Origin of the sequence: Burkholderia sp. HI2714 (assembly GCF_002223085.1) — a bacterium.
Lineage (GTDB): Bacteria > Pseudomonadota > Gammaproteobacteria > Burkholderiales > Burkholderiaceae > Burkholderia > Burkholderia lata_D.
The window spans coordinates 60337-80081 of sequence record NZ_NKFM01000052.1; the positions used below are offsets into that span (position 1 = coordinate 60337).

Genomic DNA, 19745 nt, shown 5'->3' on the forward strand with positions numbered 1-19745 from the left:
GATGAATCCGACCCGACGCCATTTCCTCGCACAGGCGAGCGCCCTCGCCACGATCGCCGCGGCCCCGGCTGCCCTGCGCGCGCAATCGGGCACGCGGCCGCTGCTGCGCGCCGGCGACCAGAAAGGCGGGCTGCGCGCGCTGCTCGAAGCGGCCGGTGAACTGAACGGCCTGGCGTACGACATTGCGTGGACCGAGTTCCCGGCCGCCGCACCGCTCGCCGAAGCGCTGAACGCGGCCGCCGTCGACTGCGGCCCGATCGGCGACGCGCCGGTGATCTTCGCGCTCGCATCGGGCGCACGCATCAAGGTGATCGGCGCGAACCGCTCCGACCCGTACGGCACGGCCGTGCTCGTGCAGCCCGATGCGGCATTGAAAGGCGCGGCCGACCTGAAGGGCAAGCGCATCGGCACCACGCGCGGCTCGATCGGCCATTTCGTCACGCTGAAAGCGCTCGATGCGGCCGGCCTGCCGCCCGACGCCGTGTCGTTCCGCTTCCTGCCGCCGGCCGACACGATGCTTGCGCTCGCAACCGGTTCGATCGACGCGTGGGCGACCTGGGAACCCTATACCGCGCTCGCCGAAACGAGCGGCCGCGCGCGCGTGCTCGTCAATGGCCGCGGGCTGTGGTCGGGCCTCAGCTACCTCGCGGCGACCGACGCGGCGGTCGCGTCAAAGCGCGACGTGCTGCACGATTTCCTGCGGCGCGTCGTCCGCGCGCAGGCCTGGTCGTACCGCCATGTCGATGCGTATTCCGCGGCACTCGCGCGCATCATCGGTATTCCGCCGGCGGCCGCGAAGCTGCAGTTCGAGCGCCGCAACACGCGCTGGCTGCCGATCGACGCGACGCTCATCGCGGAGCAACAGCGCACGGCCGACTTCTACCTGAAGGCCGGACTGCTGCGCCAGCCGCTCGACGTGCGCACGACGTTCGACTCCGGCTTCCCGCTCGCATGACCGGTCGCGCGACGGCGCGCAGCCGCCCAAACGGCTGCGGCGCGATCTGGCACAATCGCAGTCTCATTATTCGCCTTCAGCCAGCGTCATGCCAGCCATCGCCGAACTCTTCGTCTACCCGATCAAATCCTGCGCCGGCATCGCGCTGTCGCGCGCGCAACTGCTCGAAACGGGCCTGGCGTACGACCGCCACTGGCTGATCACCGACCCGGCCGGGCAGATGATCACGCAGCGCACGCACCCGCGCCTCGCGCTGATCCGCACCGCGCTCGACAGCGATGCGCTCGTGCTGAACGCGCCGGGCATGCGCGAGATCCGCACGCCGCTCGACGGCGATGTATCGCCCGCCACGCCGAAAATGGCTGCGACCGTGTGGCGCGATACCGTCGACGCGATCGACACGGGTGCCGAAACGGCCGCCTGGCTCACCGAATTCCTCGGCACGCCCACGAAGCTCGCGCGCTTCGGGCCCGACGCGCGCCGCGGCTGCAACCGCAAATGGACCGGCGAGATCGATACGCACACGCAGTTCGCGGACGGTTATCCGCTGCTCGTGATCGGCCAGTCGTCGCTCGACGACCTGAACGCGCGGCTCGCCGCGAAAGGTGCGCCGGCGATCCCGATGAACCGCTTCCGCCCGAATATCGTCGTGTCGGATCTCGATGCGTACGAAGAAGATTTTGTCGAACATCTCGACACCGAAGGCGCGACGCCCGTGCGGCTGCGCCTCGTGAAGCCGTGCACACGCTGCCCGATGCCGACGATCGACCAGGTCACCGGCGCACCCGATCCGGCGTGGCCGCACGAGCCGACCGACACGATGCAGACCTATCGCGCGAACCCGAATTTCAACGGTGAACTGACGTTCGGCATCAATGCGATCGTGGTCGAAGGCGCGGGCACGTGGCTCGAAGTCGGCCAGTCGCTGGAAGCGGAAATCGGGTTCGGCGATTAAGCCGGGCACACTGAACCGCTCGCCCCCTTCACTGCCGGGATGCCGCGACTCACGGCGAGCCGCTTCCCGCTTCGCTGATCGCCATCACGCAGCGCGCGGCGCGGCGTCGTTCGCCGCCGGCAGCCAGATCGTCACGACCAGCCCGCCACCAGCCGCATCGTCAAGCGTCACATTGCCCTGATGCACGCGCGCGATCTCGCGCACGATCGACAGCCCGAGCCCCGTCCCTTCGACCGTCTGTGTCTTGCTGCCGCGATGAAAGCGCTCGAACACCGCGTCGCGCTCGTCCGCCGGAATGCCGGGCCCGTTGTCGATGACGTCGAGCCGCGCGTGCTCGCCGTCGCGCGACACGCGCACCGTGATCACCGCGCGATCGCCTGCATAACGGATCGCGTTGTCGATCAGGTTGCCGATCATCTCGCCGAGCAGGTCGGACTGCCCGTGCACGTCGAGGTCGGCCTCGTGCTCGAAACCGAGATCGATGTCGCGCGCGCGGGCGACCGGCGACCAGTCGAGCGTCACGCTGCGCGCGAGCCGGTGCAGCGCGACCGGCTTGTGCGCGACCGTATGGCCGCTGTCCGAATCGAGCCGCGACAGCGACAGCAGTTGCTGCACGATCTTCGCGGCCTGCCGCACCGCGCCGTTCGCACGCCGCAAGTGCCCGTTCGCGCGCGGCTGCTCGTCGGGCCGCAACGCGAGCTCGACGCCCGCCTGCACGGCCGCGAGCGGCGTCTTCAGCTGATGGGCCGCGTCCGCGAAGAAGCGGCGCCGCGCGACCTGCATCCGCTGCGTGCGGCCGATGTACTGGTTGATCGACTCGACGAGCGGCGCGAGTTCGCTCGGCACCGCGCCGGTATCGAGCGGCGTCGTATCGTCCTCGCTGCGCGCGGCGACCGTCGCCGACAGCCGGTTCAGCGGCCGCAGCCCGCGCCCGACGCCGAGCCACACGATGCCGAGCGCGAGCACGACGAGCAACCCTTCCTGCAGCAGCGAGCCCACCAGGATCTCGCGCGCGAGCGCCTGGCGCGCCTCGATCGTCTCGCCGACCATCACCCACACGATGCGCGACTGCGCGGTCGGCACGTCGTGCACCGGGATGCGCAGCGCGGCCATCCGCAACTGCTCGCCGCGATAGACGACGTCGTAGTAGCGCGTGACGAACAGCGCGCCGTCGCCGGCGTCGCGCCCTTGCGGCAGCGGCAGGTCCGGGTAGCCGGTGATCGTGTGGCCGTTGTCCTCGCGGATCAGGTAGTAGATCTTGCCGCCGTCGCTCGACTCGAGCATTTCGAGCGCGAGATACGGCAGGTCGACCTCGATCTCGCCGTCGTTGAGCCGCACGCCTTCGCGGATCGACTTCAGCGACGACGACAGCGTGCGGTCGAACGCGACGTGCGCGGCGCTCATCGCGCGCTGATACGTCAGCCACGAGTCGAGCGCGAGCAGGCCCAGCAGCGGCAGCAGCAGCCACAACGCGACCTGGGCGCGCAGGTTCGGGCGGGTCACTCGCCCCCCCGGCAGGCCGCCCGATGAGGCATGACGGCGCATGCACGGCGCGCCTCTCCGCGCCCGCGCGGTCGGCCGGGAATGGCATGCGTGTCGTTGGCGGCCCGCGAACGTGTCGATCCGGCGTCGCACGTCAACGCATCCACCGGTCCCGGGCAAGGATCGTGAGCGCGGTGGTTCATTCAGCCGTCTCCGCCTTCGCTTCCAGCAGATAACCGAGCCCGCGCAGCGTGACGATCGCGACGCCCGTGCTCTCGAGCTTCTTGCGCAGCCGGTACACGTAGATCTCGATCGCATCGGCATTGACCGACTCGTCGAGCCCGAAGATCTTCTCCGACAGCGTTTCCTTGTTGATCGCGCGGCCGTTGCGCAGGATCAGCACCTCGAGCACCGAGCGCTCGCGCGGCGTGAGCGACAGCGGCTCGCCCGCGAGATGGAAGCTGCGGTCGATACTGTCGTACGAAAGCGGGCCGCACTCGACCCGCGAATGCTCGTGGCCGAGGCTGCGGCGGATCAGCGCGCGGGCGCGTGCCTCCAGTTCGGTCAGTTCGAACGGCTTCGCGAGATAGTCGTCGGCGCCGAGATCGAGCCCTCTCACGCGATCCTCGACCGATCCGTGCGCGGTCAGGATCAGCACCGGCACCGGATTGCGGCGCGCGCGCAGCCGCCGCAGCACTTCCAGCCCGTCGAGCTTCGGCAGCCCGAGATCGAGAATCACCAGCGCGTAATCCTGCGTGCGCAGCACGTGGTCGGCCGCCTCGCCGTCCGCCATGTGGTCGACCGCGAAGCGCGCCGCGCTCAGCGCGTCGTTCAGCGACTGGGCGAGGTTCGGATTGTCTTCGACGAGCAGCACACGCATGGGGATTCCGGTAAGGTCAGCGACAGGCCGCTACATTACATGATCCTTTCCATGGCGACGCCTCGCGGAAACACGGGTTGCGCCGCCCGCGCGGGCGCACGTCGGCGTCCCGCCGACCGTCGCTCAGCGCTCGGCGGCGGGACGAATCCGCGTCGCGACGCTCGAATCGTCGTCTGCCCGGCGTCGCTCGCGCAGGCCGACCGCGACCGCCAGGAACGCGACGCTCGCACCGGCCGTGACGACGATCATCGGGCGCGCGGTGCCGTCCGACAGCCACGCCAGCACGCCGCCGCACGCGGCCGTGATCGCCATCTGGATAAAGAAGAACAGCCCGGACGCCGTCCCGGCGATCGTCGTGTACGGCTGCATCACCGCAAACTGGCAGGCCGGGATCGCGATCCCGACGGCGACCATCACGAAGAACATCGGGACGACCAGCGCCGCGACCGCCGTCGGCGCGATCGCACCGCCGATCCACAACCCGGCCGCGCTGGCCAGATTGAGGCCCGCCGCCGCCGCGATGACCGAATCGGCCTTCCAGCGGGTACCGGTCCGCGCGAACAGGTTCGAGCCGATCAGGTAGCCGAGCACGGTCAGGCCGAAGATCGCCGCATACACCGGGCCGGATACGCCGCGTTGCCGCTGGAACAGCGTCGACGATTCCGCGATGAACGGGTAGTACGTGCAGTACGCGAAACTGATGGCGAGCGAGTAGCGCAGGAAACTGCGTTCGCGCAGCAGGCCCGCGTACGTCCGCAGAAGCCCCGCGCCCGGTGCTGGCCGTGCGTCGCGTGCGCGCGTCTCCGGCAGGTAGCGCAGCACCATCGCCGTTGCGATCAGCCCGCCCGCGGCCAGCAGTCCGAACACGCCGCGCCAGCCGAGCCATTCGGCCACCGCGCTGCCGGCCAGCGGTGCAATCACCGGCGACAGCGCCATGCCCGCCGAGATCCGGCCCAGCATCGTGGCCTGCATCGCGGTCGGGAAGCGCTCGCGCACGATCACCCGCCCGATCACCGTTCCGCTGCAGCCGCCCAACGCCTGGAAGATGCGGGCGGCGACGATCGCCGTGATGCTGGCCGACCACGCGCAGGCGACGCTCGCGACCACGTAGAGACACAGGCCGCCGAGCAGGACGGGACGGCGGCCGTAACGGTCGGACAACGGCCCCGACACCAGCATCGACAGCGCATAGCCGACCATGTATAGGGTCAGCGTGAGCTGCAACTGGGCGTCGGTGCCATGCAGCGCGTCGGCCATCGCCGGCAGCGACGGCAGGTAGGCATCGATCGTGACCCGCGGCAGGCACACGACGAGCATCAACAGGAGCAGCCAGCCCCACTGGGGTAATGAACGCGTTTTCATGCGGTGAGCCCGTCTCCGGTCGGATTGATGTGGTCGACAGCAATCTAAGGTCAAAGTGATATAAGCTGAAGGGCCATTAAATCCGCAACTGAATAGACCACTATGCCGCGAGGCAAAGCCGCGATTCCGCTTGATCTGCCGTGCCCGGCCGGGCTGTCCACGGGCAGTCCGCAATCGAAGCAGGAGTGCATCGCCGACGCGCTGCGCGACGCGATCCTGAAGCGCCTGCTGCCCGGCGACAGCCCGCTGCCGTCCAGCCGCACGCTTGCCGCGCGCTGGGGCGTCGCGCGGGGGACCGTCGAAGCCGCGTACGACCGGCTGTGCTCCGAGGGCTACATCGCCCGCACGCAAGGGTCGGGGTCGCGGGTATGCGCGGTGGTGCCGGACAGCTACTTGTGCGCGGCCGCGCAATCGCGCGACACCAACGGCCTTCCCCCTCCCGATGCGCGCCCTGCCCAGGCGCGCACGACCGACGCCGCCGCGCCGGAACAAGGCGTGCGCCCGGGCGTTCCGTTCGTCGCGCGGCTTGCCGATCCCGGCCTGCTGCCGATGCAGCAGTGGAAGAAGGCGCTCGGGGCCAGCCTGCTTGCCGCGACCGCGAACGACCTCGGGGCGACGCCGGCACAAGGCGTCGAGAGCCTGCGCGACGAAATCGCCGCGTACCTGCGCGAATACCGCGGCATCCCGTGCGACGCCGGAGACATCTTCATCACGACCGGCATCCGCCATTCGATCGATCTCGTCGCGCGCACGCTGCTCGCGCCCGGCGCGACGGTGCTGATGGAGGATCCCGGCTATGCGTCGGCATGGCAGATCTTCACGATCGCGGGCGCGGCCGTGATCGACGTGCCGGTCGATCGGGAAGGCATCGACACGGCGTCGCTGGACCGCTATCGCGACGCGCGCGCGGCCTACGTGACGCCCGCCCATCAGGCGCCGCTCGGCGTCACGATGTCGGTGTCGCGCCGGCTCGAACTGCTCGACTGGGCGCAGCGCACCCGCGCGTGGATCATCGAGGACGACTACGACGGCGAATTCAGCTACCAGACCGCCCCGCTGCCCGCGCTGAAATCGCTCGACGCGTGCGATTGCGTGATCTACTGCGGCTCGTTCAACAAGACGCTGTTCTCGGGGCTGCGCATCGGCTTCATGGTCGTGCCGGCGGAGCTGCGGCCGGCGCTTTCGGCCGTGTGGCATGCGACCGCGCGCTCGGTCGGCGTGGCGCCCCAGCTGGCGCTGGCGCGCTTCATCGCGCACGGTGATTTTGCGAAGCACCTGCGTGCCGCGCGTCACGCGTACCGCCAGCGGCGCGACCTCGTGCTCGACCAGCTGGCGAAACACGCGGGCGGGCGGTACACGGTGTCCGGCGAGCACGCGGGCTTTCATTTCGTGCTGTGGCTGCCGCCCGGGATGGACGACGCGACCTATGTCGCACAAGCCCGGGCGGACGGCGTCGAATTACAGCCGATCCGCGGATTCTGTCGAAGCGCCCGGTGTGACGCGGGTGTCGTCGTCGGGTACGCCGCGCTGACGGCCGCGCACGCGCGGCATGGCGGCCGGCTGCTCGGCAAGCTGCTCGCGCAACCCGCCTAACCGCTCCTGTCATCGTTGCCGCACCCCGCGGCAACCCGCCACGCTCCCTTGTCCGACCGCGCCGCACGCTGCAAAACGCGCGGCCTCCGCCGCTTCGACCTCGGGAAATCCATGACACGAACGACGCGATTGTGAACAGAAATGAAAGCGGGCTGAAAGTGCGCCGCAATTAACATCCGCTCCACTCGAACAACACTAGACGTAACTGGAGGAAGACATGCCGTTTGCACCGAAGCACCTCGCCGCCGCGCTGGCGGTCGTTCTGGGCACTGCCGCCGGCAGCGCCTTCGCGCAGGTTCCGGCCGGATATCCGGGGAACTACCAGGGCGTGATCGACGCCGCGAAGAAAGAAGGCAAGCTGATCGTCTACTCGACGACCGACACGGGCCTCGTGCGCCCGCTGCTCAAGGACTTCGAAAGCCTGTACGGCGTGAAGGTCGAGTACAACGACATGAACAGCACCGAGCTGTACAACCGCTACATCAGCGAGAACGCGGCGAGCAGCACCAGCGCCGACGTGCTGTGGAGCTCGGCGATGGACCTGCAGGTCAAGCTCGTCAACGACGGCCTGATGGCGTCGTACGATTCGCCCGAGAGCGCGAACGTGCCGCAATGGGCGCAGTACCAGAAGCAGGCGTACGGCACGACGTTCGAGCCGCTGGCGATCGTCTACAACAAGCGCCTGATCCCCGAGAACGAAGTGCCCAAGACGCGCGCCGAGCTGATCAAGCTGCTCGCGTCGCAACCGGACAAGTTCAAGGGCAAGCTCACGACGTACGACGTCGAGAAATCCGGCGTCGGCTTCAACGCGCTGACGCAGGACGCGCACCTGAACGAGAAGGTCACATGGGAACTCGTGAAGGCGATCGGCGCGACCGGCCCGAAGCTGCAGTCGAGCACGGGCGCGATGATGGAGCGCATCTCGTCGGGCGAGAACCTGATCGGCTACAACATCATCGGTTCGTATGCGTACGCGAAGGCGAAGAAGGACAAATCCATCGGCTATGTGTTTCCGAAGGACTACACACAGATCGTGAGCCGCCTCGCGACGATCTCGAAGAAGGCGAAAAACCCGAACGCCGCCAAGCTGTGGGTGGACTACCTGCTGTCGAAGCGCGGCCAGACCATGATCGCAAACCAGGCGAACCTGTACGCGATCCGTACGGACGTGACCGGCGAGACGTCGGCCGCGAGCCTCACGAAGGAACTCGGCGATTCGCTGAAGCCGATCCAGATCGGCACCGGCCTGCTCGTCTATCTGGACCAGTCGAAGCGGCTCGCGTTCCTGAAGCAATGGCAGCAGGCAATCAAGAGCTGATCCGCTGATCGGCTTCGGCCGGCCAACGGCCGCCCGCCACGTCGCGCGGGCGGCCCCTTCCCCATACCGACTTCCTAGAGGCGGCCATCCGGATGGCCGCAGGGGTGAACTCATGCTTTCAACCAGCACACGCGGCACTGCACCGGCCGTTCCGCCCGCCACCGGCCCGCGCGACGCGATTCCCGCGCTGCCGGTCAGCAGCCTGCAGCCGCTCGCCGGCATGCTGCGCTGGATCGTCGTCGCGGTACTGACCATCGCGGTCGCGCTGCCGCTCGGCTTCATCCTGTTCCAGAGCCTGCTGTCCGCGCCGTTCTTCGATGCGAACAAGACGCTCGGCATCGAGGGCTTCCGTTTCGTCTTCAGCGATCCCGATTTCTGGTCGGCCGTGAAGAACTCGTTCATCATCGCCGGCGGGATGCTGTTCATCTCGATCCCGCTCGGCGGCATCCTCGCGTTCCTGATGGTGCGCACCGACCTGCCCGGCCGCCGCTGGCTCGAACCGCTGCTGCTCACGCCCGTGTTCGTGTCGCCGATGGTGCTCGCGTTCGGCTACGTGGTCGCGGCCGGCCCGGTCGGCTTCTACTCGGTGTGGTTCAAGGCACTGTTCGGGGTGCAAAGCGTGCCCTGGAACGTGTACTCGATCTTCGCGATCACGGTGATCGTCGGCCTCACGCACGTGCCGCACGTGTACCTGTACTCGTCGGCCGCGCTGCGCAACCTCGGCTCGGACGTCGAGGAAGCCGCCCGCGTGACGGGCGCCCGCCCGTTCCGCGTCGCGCTCGACGTCAGCCTGCCGATGACGATGCCCGCGCTGCTGTTCGCCGGCGTGCTCGTGTTCTTCCTCGGCTTCGAGGTGTTCGGGCTGCCGCTCGTGCTCGGCGATCCGGAAGGCCACCTCGTGCTCGCGACCTACCTGTACAAGCTGACCAACAAGCTCGGCGTGCCGTCGTATCACCTGATGGCCGCGGTCGCCGTGTGCATCGTCGCGATCACGTTCCCGCTCGTGCTGCTGCAGCGCCGCCTGCTGAAGACCGCCAACCGCTTCGTCACCGTGAAGGGCAAGGCCGGCCGCGCGACGGTGCTGCCGCTCGGCGTATGGCGCTGGGTCGCGCTCGCGATCGTCGCGCTGTGGCTGATGCTGACGGTGATCGTGCCGATCTCGGGCATCGTGCTGCGCGCGTTCGTGACCAACTGGGGCGAAGGCGTCGCGCTCACCGAGGTGCTGACGCTGGCGAACTTCGTCGAGCTGTTCGAGCAGGACAACCTGGTGCGCGCGATCGTCAATACGCTCGGCATCGGCGTGATCGGCGGCGCGCTCGCGATCGGCTTCTACTCGCTCGTCGCGTTCGCCGGCCACCGCCGCCCCGACTGGGCCACCAAGCTGCTCGACTACCTCGTGCTGCTGCCGCGCGCGGTGCCCGGCCTGCTCGCCGGTCTCGCATTCCTGTGGATCTTCCTGTTCGTCCCGGGCCTGCGCGAGCTGAAGAATTCGATGTGGAGCATCTGGATCGCGTACACGGTCGTGTGGCTCGCGTACGGGATGCGGCTCATCCAGAGCGCGCTGCTGCAGGTCGGCCCCGAACTCGAGGAAGCCGGCCGCAGCGTCGGCGCGACGCGCAGCCGCGTGTCGCTCGACGTGACGCTGCCGCTCGTGCGTTTCGGCCTGCTCGCCGCGTGGCTCCTGATCTTCATGATCTTCGAGCGCGAATACTCGACGGCCGTCTACCTGCTGTCGCCCGGCACCGAAGTGATCGGCGCGCTGCTCGTGTCGCTGTGGGCGACCGGCGCCGTCGACCAGGTCGCCGCGCTTTCTGTCATCAACATTGCGATGGTCGGCGCCGGTCTCGGCGTGGCCCTGCGTTTCGGAGTGAAACTTCATGGATAAGCTCATCGTCGACGACCTGCACCTCAGCTACGGCACCAATCCGATCCTCAAGGGCGTGTCGTTCGAACTGAAGGCCGGCGAAGTCGTGTGCCTGCTCGGCGCATCGGGCAGCGGCAAGACCACGCTGCTGCGCGCGGTGGCCGGCCTCGAACAGCCGTCGGACGGCCGCATCCAGCTCGATGACCGCGTGTTCTTCGACGGCGCGCAGCGCGTTGACCTGCCCGTCGAGCAGCGCTCGCTCGGTCTCGTGTTCCAGTCGTACGCGCTGTGGCCGCACCGCACCGTCGCCGACAACGTCGGCTACGGGCTGAAGCTGCGCCGCGTCGCACCGGCCGAACAGAAGCGCCGCGTGCAGACCGCGCTCGACCAGCTCGGCCTCGGCCATCTCGCGGAGCGCTTCCCGCATCAGCTGTCGGGCGGCCAGCAGCAGCGCGTCGCGATTGCGCGCGCGCTCGTCTACAACCCGCCGGTGATCCTGCTCGACGAGCCGCTGTCGAACCTCGACGCCAAGCTGCGCGAGGAAGCGCGGGCATGGCTGCGCGAACTGATCGTGTCGCTCGGGCTGTCGGCCCTGTGCGTCACGCACGACCAGACCGAGGCGATGGCGATGTCCGACCGCATCCTGCTGCTGCGCAACGGCCGCATCGAGCAGGAAGGCACGCCGGCCGAGCTGTACGGCGCGCCGCGCTCGCTGTACACGGCCGAGTTCATGGGCAGCAACAACCGGATCGATGCGCGCGTCGCGGCCATCGACGGCGAACGCGTGACGCTCGCCGGCGACGGCTGGGAACTGCAGGCGCTCGCCCGCGACACGTTCGCGCCGGGCCAGGACGCGCAGGCCGTGATCCGCCTCGAGCGCGTGCAAGTCGCCGACGGCCCGGGCGCGAACCGGCTGCAGGCCGACCTCGTCACGTCGATGTATCTCGGCGACCGCTGGGAATACCTGTTCCATTGCGGCGAGATGCGCCTGCGCGCATTCGGTCACGTGCCGCGCGCAGCGGGCAAGCACTGGATCGAATTCCCAACCAACGACTGCTGGGCGTTCGCGAAAGCGGGCTGACCCACGCGGCGGGCGCTCCGCCCGCCACCTGCGCGCTTTCCGTCGTGTCACGACAAGCCTTTCCGGCGGACGTCTTCTGGCGTCCGCCGCGGCGTGCTGCGCGCCGCATTCGCTTTACCCCGTTTCACCCACTCACAAGAACCAAGGAGACACCGTCAATGAAGTCACGCGCAGAACGTTCCCTTCGCGCCGCCGTCCTGACCGGCTCGGCCGCCGTCGCCGGCCTCGCGGCAAGTGCCGCGCACGCGCAGTCGTCGGTCACGATGTACGGGATCATGGATGCTGGCATCGAGTTCGCCAACCACGCGGCGCCGCAAGGTGGCAATTCGTACAAGCTCAAGTCCGGCAACAAGAACACGTCGCGCTGGGGCTTGCGCGGCGTCGAGGATCTCGGCGGCGGGCTGAAGGCCGTGTTCCGGCTGGAAAGCGGGATCGACCTCGCGAACGGCGCGTCCGACGACGGCCCCGATTCGATCTTCGGGCGCCGCGCAACCGTCGGCCTGAAGGGCAAGTGGGGCGAGATCTCGCTCGGCCGCAACTTCACCGTCACCTACGACTACATGCTGCCGTTCGACCCGATGGGGTATGCGCAGAACTACTCGTGGGCGACGTCGTCGATGGCGACCGGCGGCCGCAAGGACGGCATGTTCACGCGCTCGTCGAATGCGGTGCGCTACGACGGCGAATTCAGCGGCTTCAAGTTCGGCGCGATGTACGGCTTCGGCAACGTGCCGGGCAGCGTGAAAACCAGCTCGAAGTACGACGCGGCGATCGGTTACGAGGGCGGCCCGTTCGCTGCGGTGGTCGCATTCGACCGGCAGAACGGTGCGTCCGACAGCGTGACGCCGGCCGATCCGGTCAACTACATCCAGGGGATTCATGCGGGCCTGAGCTACGACTTCGGCAACCTGAAGACGATGGCCGGCTATCGCAACTACAAGCGCACGTATCGCACGAGCGCCGCGAACCAGTTGAGCGACATGTACTGGGTCGGCGGTTCGTATCAGTTCACGCCGACATTCTCGTTGATCGGCGCCGTGTATCACCAGAACATCAAGGGCGGCACGGATGCCGATCCGACGCTCGTGTCGATGCGTGCGAATTACGCGCTGTCGAAGCGCACGGTGCTGTATGCGGCCGGTGCGTTTGCGATCGGGAAGCATGGGCAGAAGGTCGGTGTATCGCGCGATGTCAATGGATACGGCACCACGCAGGTCGGGGTGACGGCCGGGATTCAGCAGCGGTTCTGAGTCTGATGCGGCGGGCGCGTTGTGCGCCGCCGCCCGCCCGTTCGCGACGGGCCACCCTACCCTTGGTCGTTGCACGAACCGATTCGCAGGACCCGTCGGTATCCTGACGAGATCGCGTGCGCAAACGGCCCCAGCCGTGCGTGCGGACAGGCGGTGCGCTGCCTGTTCGTCATCCGCCTTCGCGCATCGTGAACACCGGGCGCACGAGACTGTTCACATCGCCCCAGTGTTCGCTGACCGCCGACAGCGGCACCATGCGCGTCTCGATATCCAGGCGCGCCGGCCCTGCCGCGTCGAATACGCCGCCCACCGAGGCCAGCAGGCGTGGCAGCGACACACTGCCGAGGCCGCTGCCCATCAGCTCGATGGCCGTCGCCCGCAACACCGCGCCCGGCAACAGCACGTCCGCGCCGCCGATCGAGCCGATCTGCACGAAACGCAGCCGCCGGCCATCGGGGGTCGCCTTCGCGGCGGCAACCAGTAGCGTCTGCGCGCTGCGCCCCCACAAATAGTCGAGCACGACATCCACACCGGCGCGGAAATGTGCCTCGAGCGCACGTGCCAGATGCGCGTCATCCTGCTGCAACGACACGACGGCATCCGCGCCCGCGCTGAGCAATGCCTGCAGCGCCGCCGCGTTGCGGCCCGTCGCGATCACCTTCGCGGCACCGAGATACTTCGCGATCCGCACCGCCAGCCGCCCCGACGTACCCGTCGCACCGTTGACGAGCACCGTCTCGCCCGCGACGAGCCGCGCACGTTCGGTCAACGCGGCCCACGACGACATCCCGGGAATCGCGATCGCAGCGGCCGTGACGTCGTCGAGCGTGTCGGGTAACGGCACGCACCGCGTATCGGGCACGATCGTGCGCTCGGCCATCGCGCCGAACGGTGCGGGCGCACCGAAGAAATAGACGCGCTGCCCATCGTCGAGGCGGCCGACGCCGTCGACGCCGACGACGAACGGATAACGCCCGTCCGACGAGTAATGCGTACCGGACGCACGCCCCTGCGCGATCCGGCTCAGTGCGGACGCCGTCACGTCGATCAGGCGATGGCCCGGCATCGCGCGCGGCGCTTCGAAGTCCATATGGACGGGACGCTCGCCGGCGCCCGTCACGACTGCTGCTTTCATGATTGCTCCTCGAATCGGGGATTTCGATCAACGATTGCGGCGCCCGTCATCGCGCATCGAGCCACGCGCGCAGCGCGGGATCGCGTACGTCCAGCACGTCGAACAGCCCAAGCGCGCGCAACGCGGGTAATGCATCGATCGTGTCGGCTTCCGCGCGCGCCCGGTCGGCAGGCGCGGCGTTCGGGTCGGTCAGCACCCGCGCGTTGACCAGGAACGCGCCGACGGTGCCCTTGCGGATCGTCGTTCCGTCGGCCTCGATCCGGTCGGCATGGTCGGGAAGCATCTGTTCGGCTCGCATCGTGTCGTACTCCGGTTGTCATCGATGGACGCAGTGTAGGCGTGCGATTCCGGCCAATCTCCGGTATAACGGCCAGTCGATCCCGATATCCGGCCATGTCCGATCCACTCCTGCCCGCCCGATTCGTCACGTCCGACGACGGCCCGTTCGTCGTCGCGGCCGTCCTGTCGCAACGCGATCCGCGCGTGACACCCTCCCACTCGCACGGGCGCGGCCAGCTCGTCGGCGCGCTGAGCGGGCTGCTGACGATCGGTCTCGACGATCAGGACTGGGTCGTGCCGGCGATTCACGCGATCTGGATTCCGCCGCATTGCCGCCATTCGTTGCGCTCGTTCGGGCCGATTTCCGGCTGGTCGGCGTTCGTCGCGGAAGCGCGCTGTGCGGCCCTGCCGGATACGCCGCGGGCGATCCGCACGACGCCGCTGCTGCGCGAAGCCGTGCAGCGCGCGGCGAGTTGGGATGGTTCGGCGCTGGATGCCGCTCGGACGCGGATTGCCGACGTGATCCTCGATGAAATCGCGTCGTCGGAAGTCGAGGCGCTGGGGCTGGTGCGACCGCAAGATCCGCGGCTGATGAAGATCACCGATGCGCTTGCCGCCGATCTCGCGGACAACCGGCGGCGGGAGGAATGGGCCGAATGGGCCGGCATCAGCGCGCGGACGATGAGCCGCCGCTTCGTCGCGGAGACGGGGTTGACGTTCGCGCAGTGGCGTCAGCAGGCCAGGCTGCTGCGGGCGCTGGAGCGCATTGCCGACGGCGTGCCCGTGACGACGATCGCGCTCGATCTCGGGTACGACAACGTGAGCGCATTCATCGACATGTTCCGGCGCGCGTTGGGGACGACGCCGGGGAGGTATATGGAAACAGGGCGCCGTGGAGAGGAATAAGCGTGGCGACTTGCAAATGTGAATCCGCCGTGCGGAAGGCTGGCGCCCGGTAGACGGAAAACGCCAGCTCCCGCCATTGGCTCAATACGTCCCATCCCCCTTCTTCACAGCCTCGCCGCTGGTCCCCTTGAACAACGCAGCCAACCGCTCCGCACTCCGCGCCAGCAGCGTCGTATCGACACCGACCGCAACGAACAACGCCCCCGCCTCCAGATAGCGCCGCGCGGCCGCCTCATCAGCGCTCAGAATGCCCGGCGCCTTGCCGGCCGCCTTGATCGTCCGGATCGCGCCGTCGATCGCCGCCTGCACGTCCGGGTGCCCCGGATTGCCGAGATGCCCGAGATCAGCCGCGAGATCCGCCGGCCCGATGAACACGCCATCCACACCTTCGACCCGCGCGATCGCATCGATCGCCTCAAGCCCCGCCCGCGTCTCGACCTGCACGAGCACGGCCATCTCGTCGTTCGCGCGATGCAAGTAATCACCGACGCGATTCCACCGCGACGCACGCGCCAACGCGCTACCCACGCCACGAATCCCATGCGGCGGATAACGCGTCGCCGCCACCGCGGCGCGCGCCTCGTCGGCACTCTGCACCATCGGCACGAGCAACGTCTGCGCCCCAAGGTCGAGCACCTGCTTGACGATCACCGGATCGTTCCACGGCACGCGCACGACCGGATGCGACGGATACGGCGCGATCGCCTGCAGTTGCGCGAGGATCGTCGGCACCGTATTCGGCGCATGCTCGCCGTCGATCAGCAGCCAGTCGAAACCGGCGCCCGCGACCACTTCAGCGCTGTACGGATTCGCGAGCCCGAGCCACAGCCCGATCTGCGCATCGCCGCGCGCCAGTGCGGCCTTGAAGACATTCGAAGGAATCTGCATCGCTCGCTCACCTCATTCGAAGTAGCACTGGATCGTCCCGAGCGGGCCGTAGTCGACGCTGAACGTGTCGCCCGGCCGCGCCGCGCACGGCCGCGTGAACGAGCCGCCGAGCACGATCTGCCCCGGCTCCAGCGCGACGTCGAAGCGAGCCAGCCGGTTCGCGAGCCACGCAACCCCGTTCGCCGGATGGTTCAGCACGCCAGCCGCGACGCCCGTTTCCTCGACCACGCCATTACGCGACATGATCGCCGCGACCCAGCGCAGGTCCACGTCCTGCGGCTTCACCGGCCGCCCGCCGATCACGACGCCCGCGTTCGCCGCGTTGTCGGCGATCGTGTCGAACACCTTGCGCGGCCGCTTCGTATCGGGGTCGATCGACTGGCTGCGCGCGTCGATGATCTCGAGTGCCGGCACCACGTAGTCGACCGCGTCGTACACGTCGAAGATCGTGCAGTCCGGGCCGCTCAGCCGCTTGCCGAGCACGAACGCGAGCTCGACCTCGACGCGCGGCACGATGAAGCGGCCGGTGGGAATCGTGCCGCCGTCGGCGAAGAACATGTCGTCGAGCAGCGCGCCGTAGTCGGGCTCGTCGATCTGCGACGTGTTCTGCATCGCCTTCGACGTCAGGCCGATCTTGTGGCCCTTCAGCGTGCGGCCTTCCGCGAGCTTGAGGGCGACCCACGTGCGCTGGATCGCGTACGCGTCGTCGATCGTGATGTCGGGATGGTCGAGCGAGATCTGGCGGATCTGCTTGCGCTCGCGCTCGGCGTCGTGCAGACGCTGCGCGAGCTGGTCGATGATGGCGGGTTCGAGCATGGTCGGATCGGGAATGGGGTTCAGCCTGCCCGCTTGTAGCGGGCGTGGATGTTGTTGTGCTTGTACGAGCCGCTTTCGCTGAACTCGGTCAGTTCCATCGACAGCGCCAGGTAGCGTTTCGCGTACAACGCCGCGAAATGCGCCTTGATCGCGTCGAACAGTGCGTCACACGCGGCCTTTTTCTGCTCGTCGGTGCGGCCCGAGCCGATCTTGAGCGTCACGTGGACGAATGCGTCGTCCTCCGTGCCGTCGGCCACGCAGTAGTCCTGCAGTTCGATCGCGCGTGAGCGGATGCCGCCCGTCGGGAACACGCCGCCCTGCGCGATCAGCGTGGCGTTGATCGTGCGCAGCAGCGCGGGAATGCGCGCGTCGTCGCGGATGTTCGCGGTGTATTCGACGACGATGTGTGGCATGGCTAGTCTCCTGTCGAATGCGTGGCGCAGCGCTCAGGACAACGGAAAGATCGCATTGATCTGCCCGGTGCCCGAACTCGCGAAATAGTCGGTGACGATCTCGACAGGCTTGTCGTAGCGATCCCAGCCGAGCAAGCCGAGCAGCATCGCCGTGTCGTGCATCCCGCCTTCGCCGTGGCAATGCGTGTTGTACTCGGGCAGCATCGCGCAGAAGGTCTTGAAATCGCCCTGCTTCCACAGCTCGACCACGCGCAGGTCGACCTGCCGGAAGAATTCGCGGCTGATCTCGTGGATCGATTCCTCGGGGCTGCCGTTGTCGTTGAAGCGGTGCGACAGCGACCCGCTCGCGAGGAACGCGACGTTCGAATCGCTCTTCTCGATCGCTTCGAGCAGCGCCTCGCCGAAGCGCCGGCTTTCGTCGAGCTGATGCCACATGCACCAGCCGGCGATCGACACGACCTTGAAGTGCTGGTCGGCGTTCATGTAGCGCATCGGCACGAGCGTGCCGTATTCGAGTTCGAGGCTGTCGATCTCGTGCGCGCGCGTCGCGATCCCGCGCTCGGTGGCCGTCTCGGCGATCAGGCGACCGAGTGCCGGGTTGCCCGGATAGGCGTACTGCATGTCGCGGATGAAATGCGGCAGCTCGTTGCTCGTGTATGTGCCCGAGAACTGCGCATTGCAGTTCACGTGATAGCCGGCGTTGACGAGCCAGTGCACGTCCGACACGACGATCGTGTCGACGCCGAGCGCGCGGCAGCGCTCGCCGATCAGTTGATGGCCGCGGATCGCCGCTTCGCGGCAGCCGTGATGCCTGCCGGGCATTTCCGACAGGTACATCGACGGCACATGCGTGATCTTCGCGGCGAGGGACAGCTTGCCCATCGTTCAAGTCTCCTGTCGGTTGGAGTTAGCGCTTTAGCGGTTACTCCAACCCCATGCTTCGCGGTCGGTTGGAGTTAGCGCTTTAGCGCTTACTCCAGCCCCATGCTTCGCGGTCGGCTGGAGTTAGCGCTTTAGCGCTTACTCCAGCCCCATGCTCGGCCGGCTTGCCGGCCAAGGAATCATTTGTGCTGCCAGACGACCCGCGCCCGTCACACGCCCCAGCGCGGAATGTGGTGCGAACCCATCGAGATGCACACGTTCTTGATCTCCGCGAACACCTCGAAACTGTACTCGCCGCCCTCGCGCCCGGTGCCCGATTCCTTCACGCCGCCGAACGGCTGGCGCAGGTCGCGCACGTTCTGGCTGTTCACGAACACCATCCCGGCCTCGATGCCGCGCGCGAGGCGATGCACCTTGCCGACATCCTGCGTCCAGATGTACGAGGCGAGTCCGTACGACGTGTCGTTCGCGAGCCGCAGCCCTTCTTCCTCGTCCTCGAACGGGATCAGGCACGCGACCGGCCCGAAGATCTCTTCCTGCGCGACGCGCATCCGGTTGTCGACGTCGGCCAGCACGGTCGGCCGCACGAAGTTGCCGTTGCGCAGATGGTCGGGCAGGCCCGCCGGCTTGTCCGCGCCGCCCGCGACCACACGCGCGCCTTCCTGCTCGCCGATGCGGATATAGCCGGTCACCTTCTCCCAGTGCTGGCGCGTGATCATCGCGCCGAGGTTCGTGGCCGGATCGGACGGATCGCCGACCACCAGGTTGTTCGCGCGGCGCGCGAATTCCTGCACGAAGCGGTCGTAGATCGTGCGCTGCACGAAGATCCGCGAGCCGGCCGTGCAGCGTTCGCCGTTGATCGAGAAGATCGTGAACAGCGATGCATCGAGCGCACGGTCGAAATCGGCGTCGTCGAAGATCAGCACCGGCGACTTGCCGCCAAGCTCCATCGAATACTTCTTGAGACCGGCACGCTCCATGATCCGCTTGCCGGTGACGGTGCCGCCGGTGAACGACACCGCGCGCACGTCCGGATGGCGCACGAGTGCATCGCCGGCTGTCGCGCCATAGCCCTGCACGACGTTGAGCACGCCTGGCGGAATGCCGGCTTCGAGCGCGAGGCGGCCGAGCTGGTCCGCCGTCAGCGGCGACAGTTCCGACATCTTCAGCACGGCCGTGTTGCCGAGCGCGAGACACGGCGCCGTCTTCCACGTCGCGGTCATGAACGGCACGTTCCACGGCGACACCAGCGCGCACACGCCGACCGGCTGGTACAGCGTGTAGTTCAGCATCTGGTCGTCGACCGGATAGGTGCGGCCGTTCATCTGCACGCACACTTCCGCGAAGAAGTTGAAGTTCTCGGACGCGCGCGGAATCAACTGTTTGCTCGTCTGCGCGATCGGCAGGCCGGTGTCCTGCGTCTCCAGCGCCGCGAGCATCGGCACGTTCTTCTCGATCAGTTCGCCGAGCTTGCGCATCAGCTTCGCGCGCTCCTTGGCGGGCGTGTTCGCCCATTTCGGGAACGCTTCCTTCGCCGCGCGCACGGCCGCATCGACTTCGGCCTCGCCGCCCGATGCGACGTCGGTTATGACATCGCCCGTCGCGGGATTCAGCGTCGTGAACGTCTCGCGGCTCTCGACTTCGTGGCCGTCGATCCAGTGCTTGATGGTCATGCTCTCTCCTTGG

General features: G+C 67.9%; 18 protein-coding genes. 8 read left to right on the top strand and 10 right to left on the bottom strand.

Annotation, left to right across the window (positions count from 1 at the left end):
* The first annotated feature begins 1 nt into the window (after nt 1).
* Nucleotides 2-955 carry an ABC transporter substrate-binding protein gene (locus CFB82_RS26455; RefSeq protein WP_089485921.1) on the top strand — a complete coding sequence of 318 codons (954 nt, stop codon included), beginning with the start codon at nt 2-4 and terminating at the stop codon, nt 953-955.
* 88 nt (nt 956-1043) lie between these two features.
* The gene (locus CFB82_RS26460) at nt 1044-1910 is read left to right on the top strand and encodes an MOSC domain-containing protein (RefSeq protein ID WP_089485922.1); all 867 of its coding nucleotides are present in this window, start codon (nt 1044-1046) and stop codon (nt 1908-1910) included.
* An 84-nt stretch (nt 1911-1994) separates the two neighbouring features.
* On the opposite strand, the gene CFB82_RS26465 is transcribed toward CFB82_RS26460, so the two are convergent.
* From CFB82_RS26465 to CFB82_RS26475, 3 genes are all read right to left on the bottom strand, one after another.
* On the bottom strand, nt 1995-3413 hold the full coding sequence (locus CFB82_RS26465) for a sensor histidine kinase (RefSeq protein WP_089485965.1): 1419 nt from the start codon (nt 3411-3413) through the stop codon (nt 1995-1997).
* Nucleotides 3414-3591: 178 nt separating this feature from the next.
* Nucleotides 3592-4272: a response regulator gene (locus tag CFB82_RS26470; RefSeq protein WP_089485923.1), complete on the bottom strand. Its 681-nt coding sequence runs from the start codon at nt 4270-4272 to the stop codon at nt 3592-3594.
* A 123-nt stretch (nt 4273-4395) separates the two neighbouring features.
* The gene (locus tag CFB82_RS26475; protein WP_089485924.1) at nt 4396-5634 is read right to left on the bottom strand and encodes a multidrug effflux MFS transporter; all 1239 of its coding nucleotides are present in this window, start codon (nt 5632-5634) and stop codon (nt 4396-4398) included.
* A 102-nt stretch (nt 5635-5736) separates the two neighbouring features.
* Here CFB82_RS26475 and pdxR point away from each other — a divergent pair, with 102 nt between their 5' ends.
* The 5 genes from pdxR to CFB82_RS26500 all read left to right on the top strand — a co-directional run bounded on the left by pdxR (nt 5737) and on the right by CFB82_RS26500 (nt 12740).
* Nucleotides 5737-7227 (top strand): MocR-like pyridoxine biosynthesis transcription factor PdxR, encoded by a 1491-nt coding sequence (pdxR, locus tag CFB82_RS26480; protein ID WP_089485925.1) that lies wholly within the window; start codon nt 5737-5739, stop codon nt 7225-7227.
* Nucleotides 7228-7444: 217 nt separating this feature from the next.
* Nucleotides 7445-8545 (top strand): ABC transporter substrate-binding protein, encoded by a 1101-nt coding sequence (locus tag CFB82_RS26485; protein ID WP_089485926.1) that lies wholly within the window; start codon nt 7445-7447, stop codon nt 8543-8545.
* A 112-nt stretch (nt 8546-8657) separates the two neighbouring features.
* A complete protein-coding gene (locus CFB82_RS26490) occupies nt 8658-10430 on the top strand; it encodes an ABC transporter permease (RefSeq protein WP_069251434.1) in 1773 nt (590 codons plus the stop codon).
* Nucleotides 10423-11490, top strand: coding sequence for an ABC transporter ATP-binding protein (locus tag CFB82_RS26495; protein WP_089447513.1), 1068 nt, complete (start codon nt 10423-10425; stop codon nt 11488-11490). Before CFB82_RS26490 ends, CFB82_RS26495 begins: the two co-directional genes overlap by 8 nt.
* Before the next feature lie 158 nt (nt 11491-11648).
* The gene (locus CFB82_RS26500) at nt 11649-12740 is read left to right on the top strand and encodes a porin (protein ID WP_089485927.1); all 1092 of its coding nucleotides are present in this window, start codon (nt 11649-11651) and stop codon (nt 12738-12740) included.
* 169 nt (nt 12741-12909) lie between these two features.
* Here the strand turns inward: CFB82_RS26500 and CFB82_RS26505 are convergent, their stop codons facing one another.
* Both CFB82_RS26505 and CFB82_RS26510 read right to left on the bottom strand, forming a co-directional pair.
* On the bottom strand, nt 12910-13875 hold the full coding sequence (locus CFB82_RS26505; protein ID WP_089485928.1) for a quinone oxidoreductase family protein: 966 nt from the start codon (nt 13873-13875) through the stop codon (nt 12910-12912).
* A 46-nt stretch (nt 13876-13921) separates the two neighbouring features.
* The gene (locus CFB82_RS26510) at nt 13922-14173 is read right to left on the bottom strand and encodes a hypothetical protein (protein WP_046547662.1); all 252 of its coding nucleotides are present in this window, start codon (nt 14171-14173) and stop codon (nt 13922-13924) included.
* Nucleotides 14174-14268: 95 nt separating this feature from the next.
* Here CFB82_RS26510 and CFB82_RS26515 point away from each other — a divergent pair, with 95 nt between their 5' ends.
* Entirely contained in the window at nt 14269-15060 is a 792-nt protein-coding gene (locus tag CFB82_RS26515; protein ID WP_089485929.1) for an AraC family transcriptional regulator, read from the top strand.
* A gap of 81 nt (nt 15061-15141) precedes the next feature.
* On the opposite strand, the gene hpaI is transcribed toward CFB82_RS26515, so the two are convergent.
* The 5 genes from hpaI to hpaE form a co-directional block, all read right to left on the bottom strand.
* On the bottom strand, nt 15142-15948 hold the full coding sequence (gene hpaI, locus CFB82_RS26520) for a 4-hydroxy-2-oxoheptanedioate aldolase (RefSeq protein ID WP_089485930.1): 807 nt from the start codon (nt 15946-15948) through the stop codon (nt 15142-15144).
* A 12-nt stretch (nt 15949-15960) separates the two neighbouring features.
* Nucleotides 15961-16764, bottom strand: coding sequence for a 2-oxo-hept-4-ene-1,7-dioate hydratase (gene hpaH, locus CFB82_RS26525; RefSeq protein WP_069251426.1), 804 nt, complete (start codon nt 16762-16764; stop codon nt 15961-15963).
* 20 nt (nt 16765-16784) lie between these two features.
* A complete protein-coding gene (locus CFB82_RS26530) occupies nt 16785-17177 on the bottom strand; it encodes a 5-carboxymethyl-2-hydroxymuconate Delta-isomerase (RefSeq protein WP_039356869.1) in 393 nt (130 codons plus the stop codon).
* 33 nt (nt 17178-17210) lie between these two features.
* Nucleotides 17211-18059, bottom strand: coding sequence for a 3,4-dihydroxyphenylacetate 2,3-dioxygenase (gene hpaD / locus CFB82_RS26535; RefSeq protein WP_046547658.1), 849 nt, complete (start codon nt 18057-18059; stop codon nt 17211-17213).
* A 209-nt stretch (nt 18060-18268) separates the two neighbouring features.
* Nucleotides 18269-19732, bottom strand: coding sequence for a 5-carboxymethyl-2-hydroxymuconate semialdehyde dehydrogenase (gene hpaE, locus CFB82_RS26540; RefSeq protein WP_089485931.1), 1464 nt, complete (start codon nt 19730-19732; stop codon nt 18269-18271).
* Nucleotides 19733-19745: the final 13 nt, after the last annotated feature.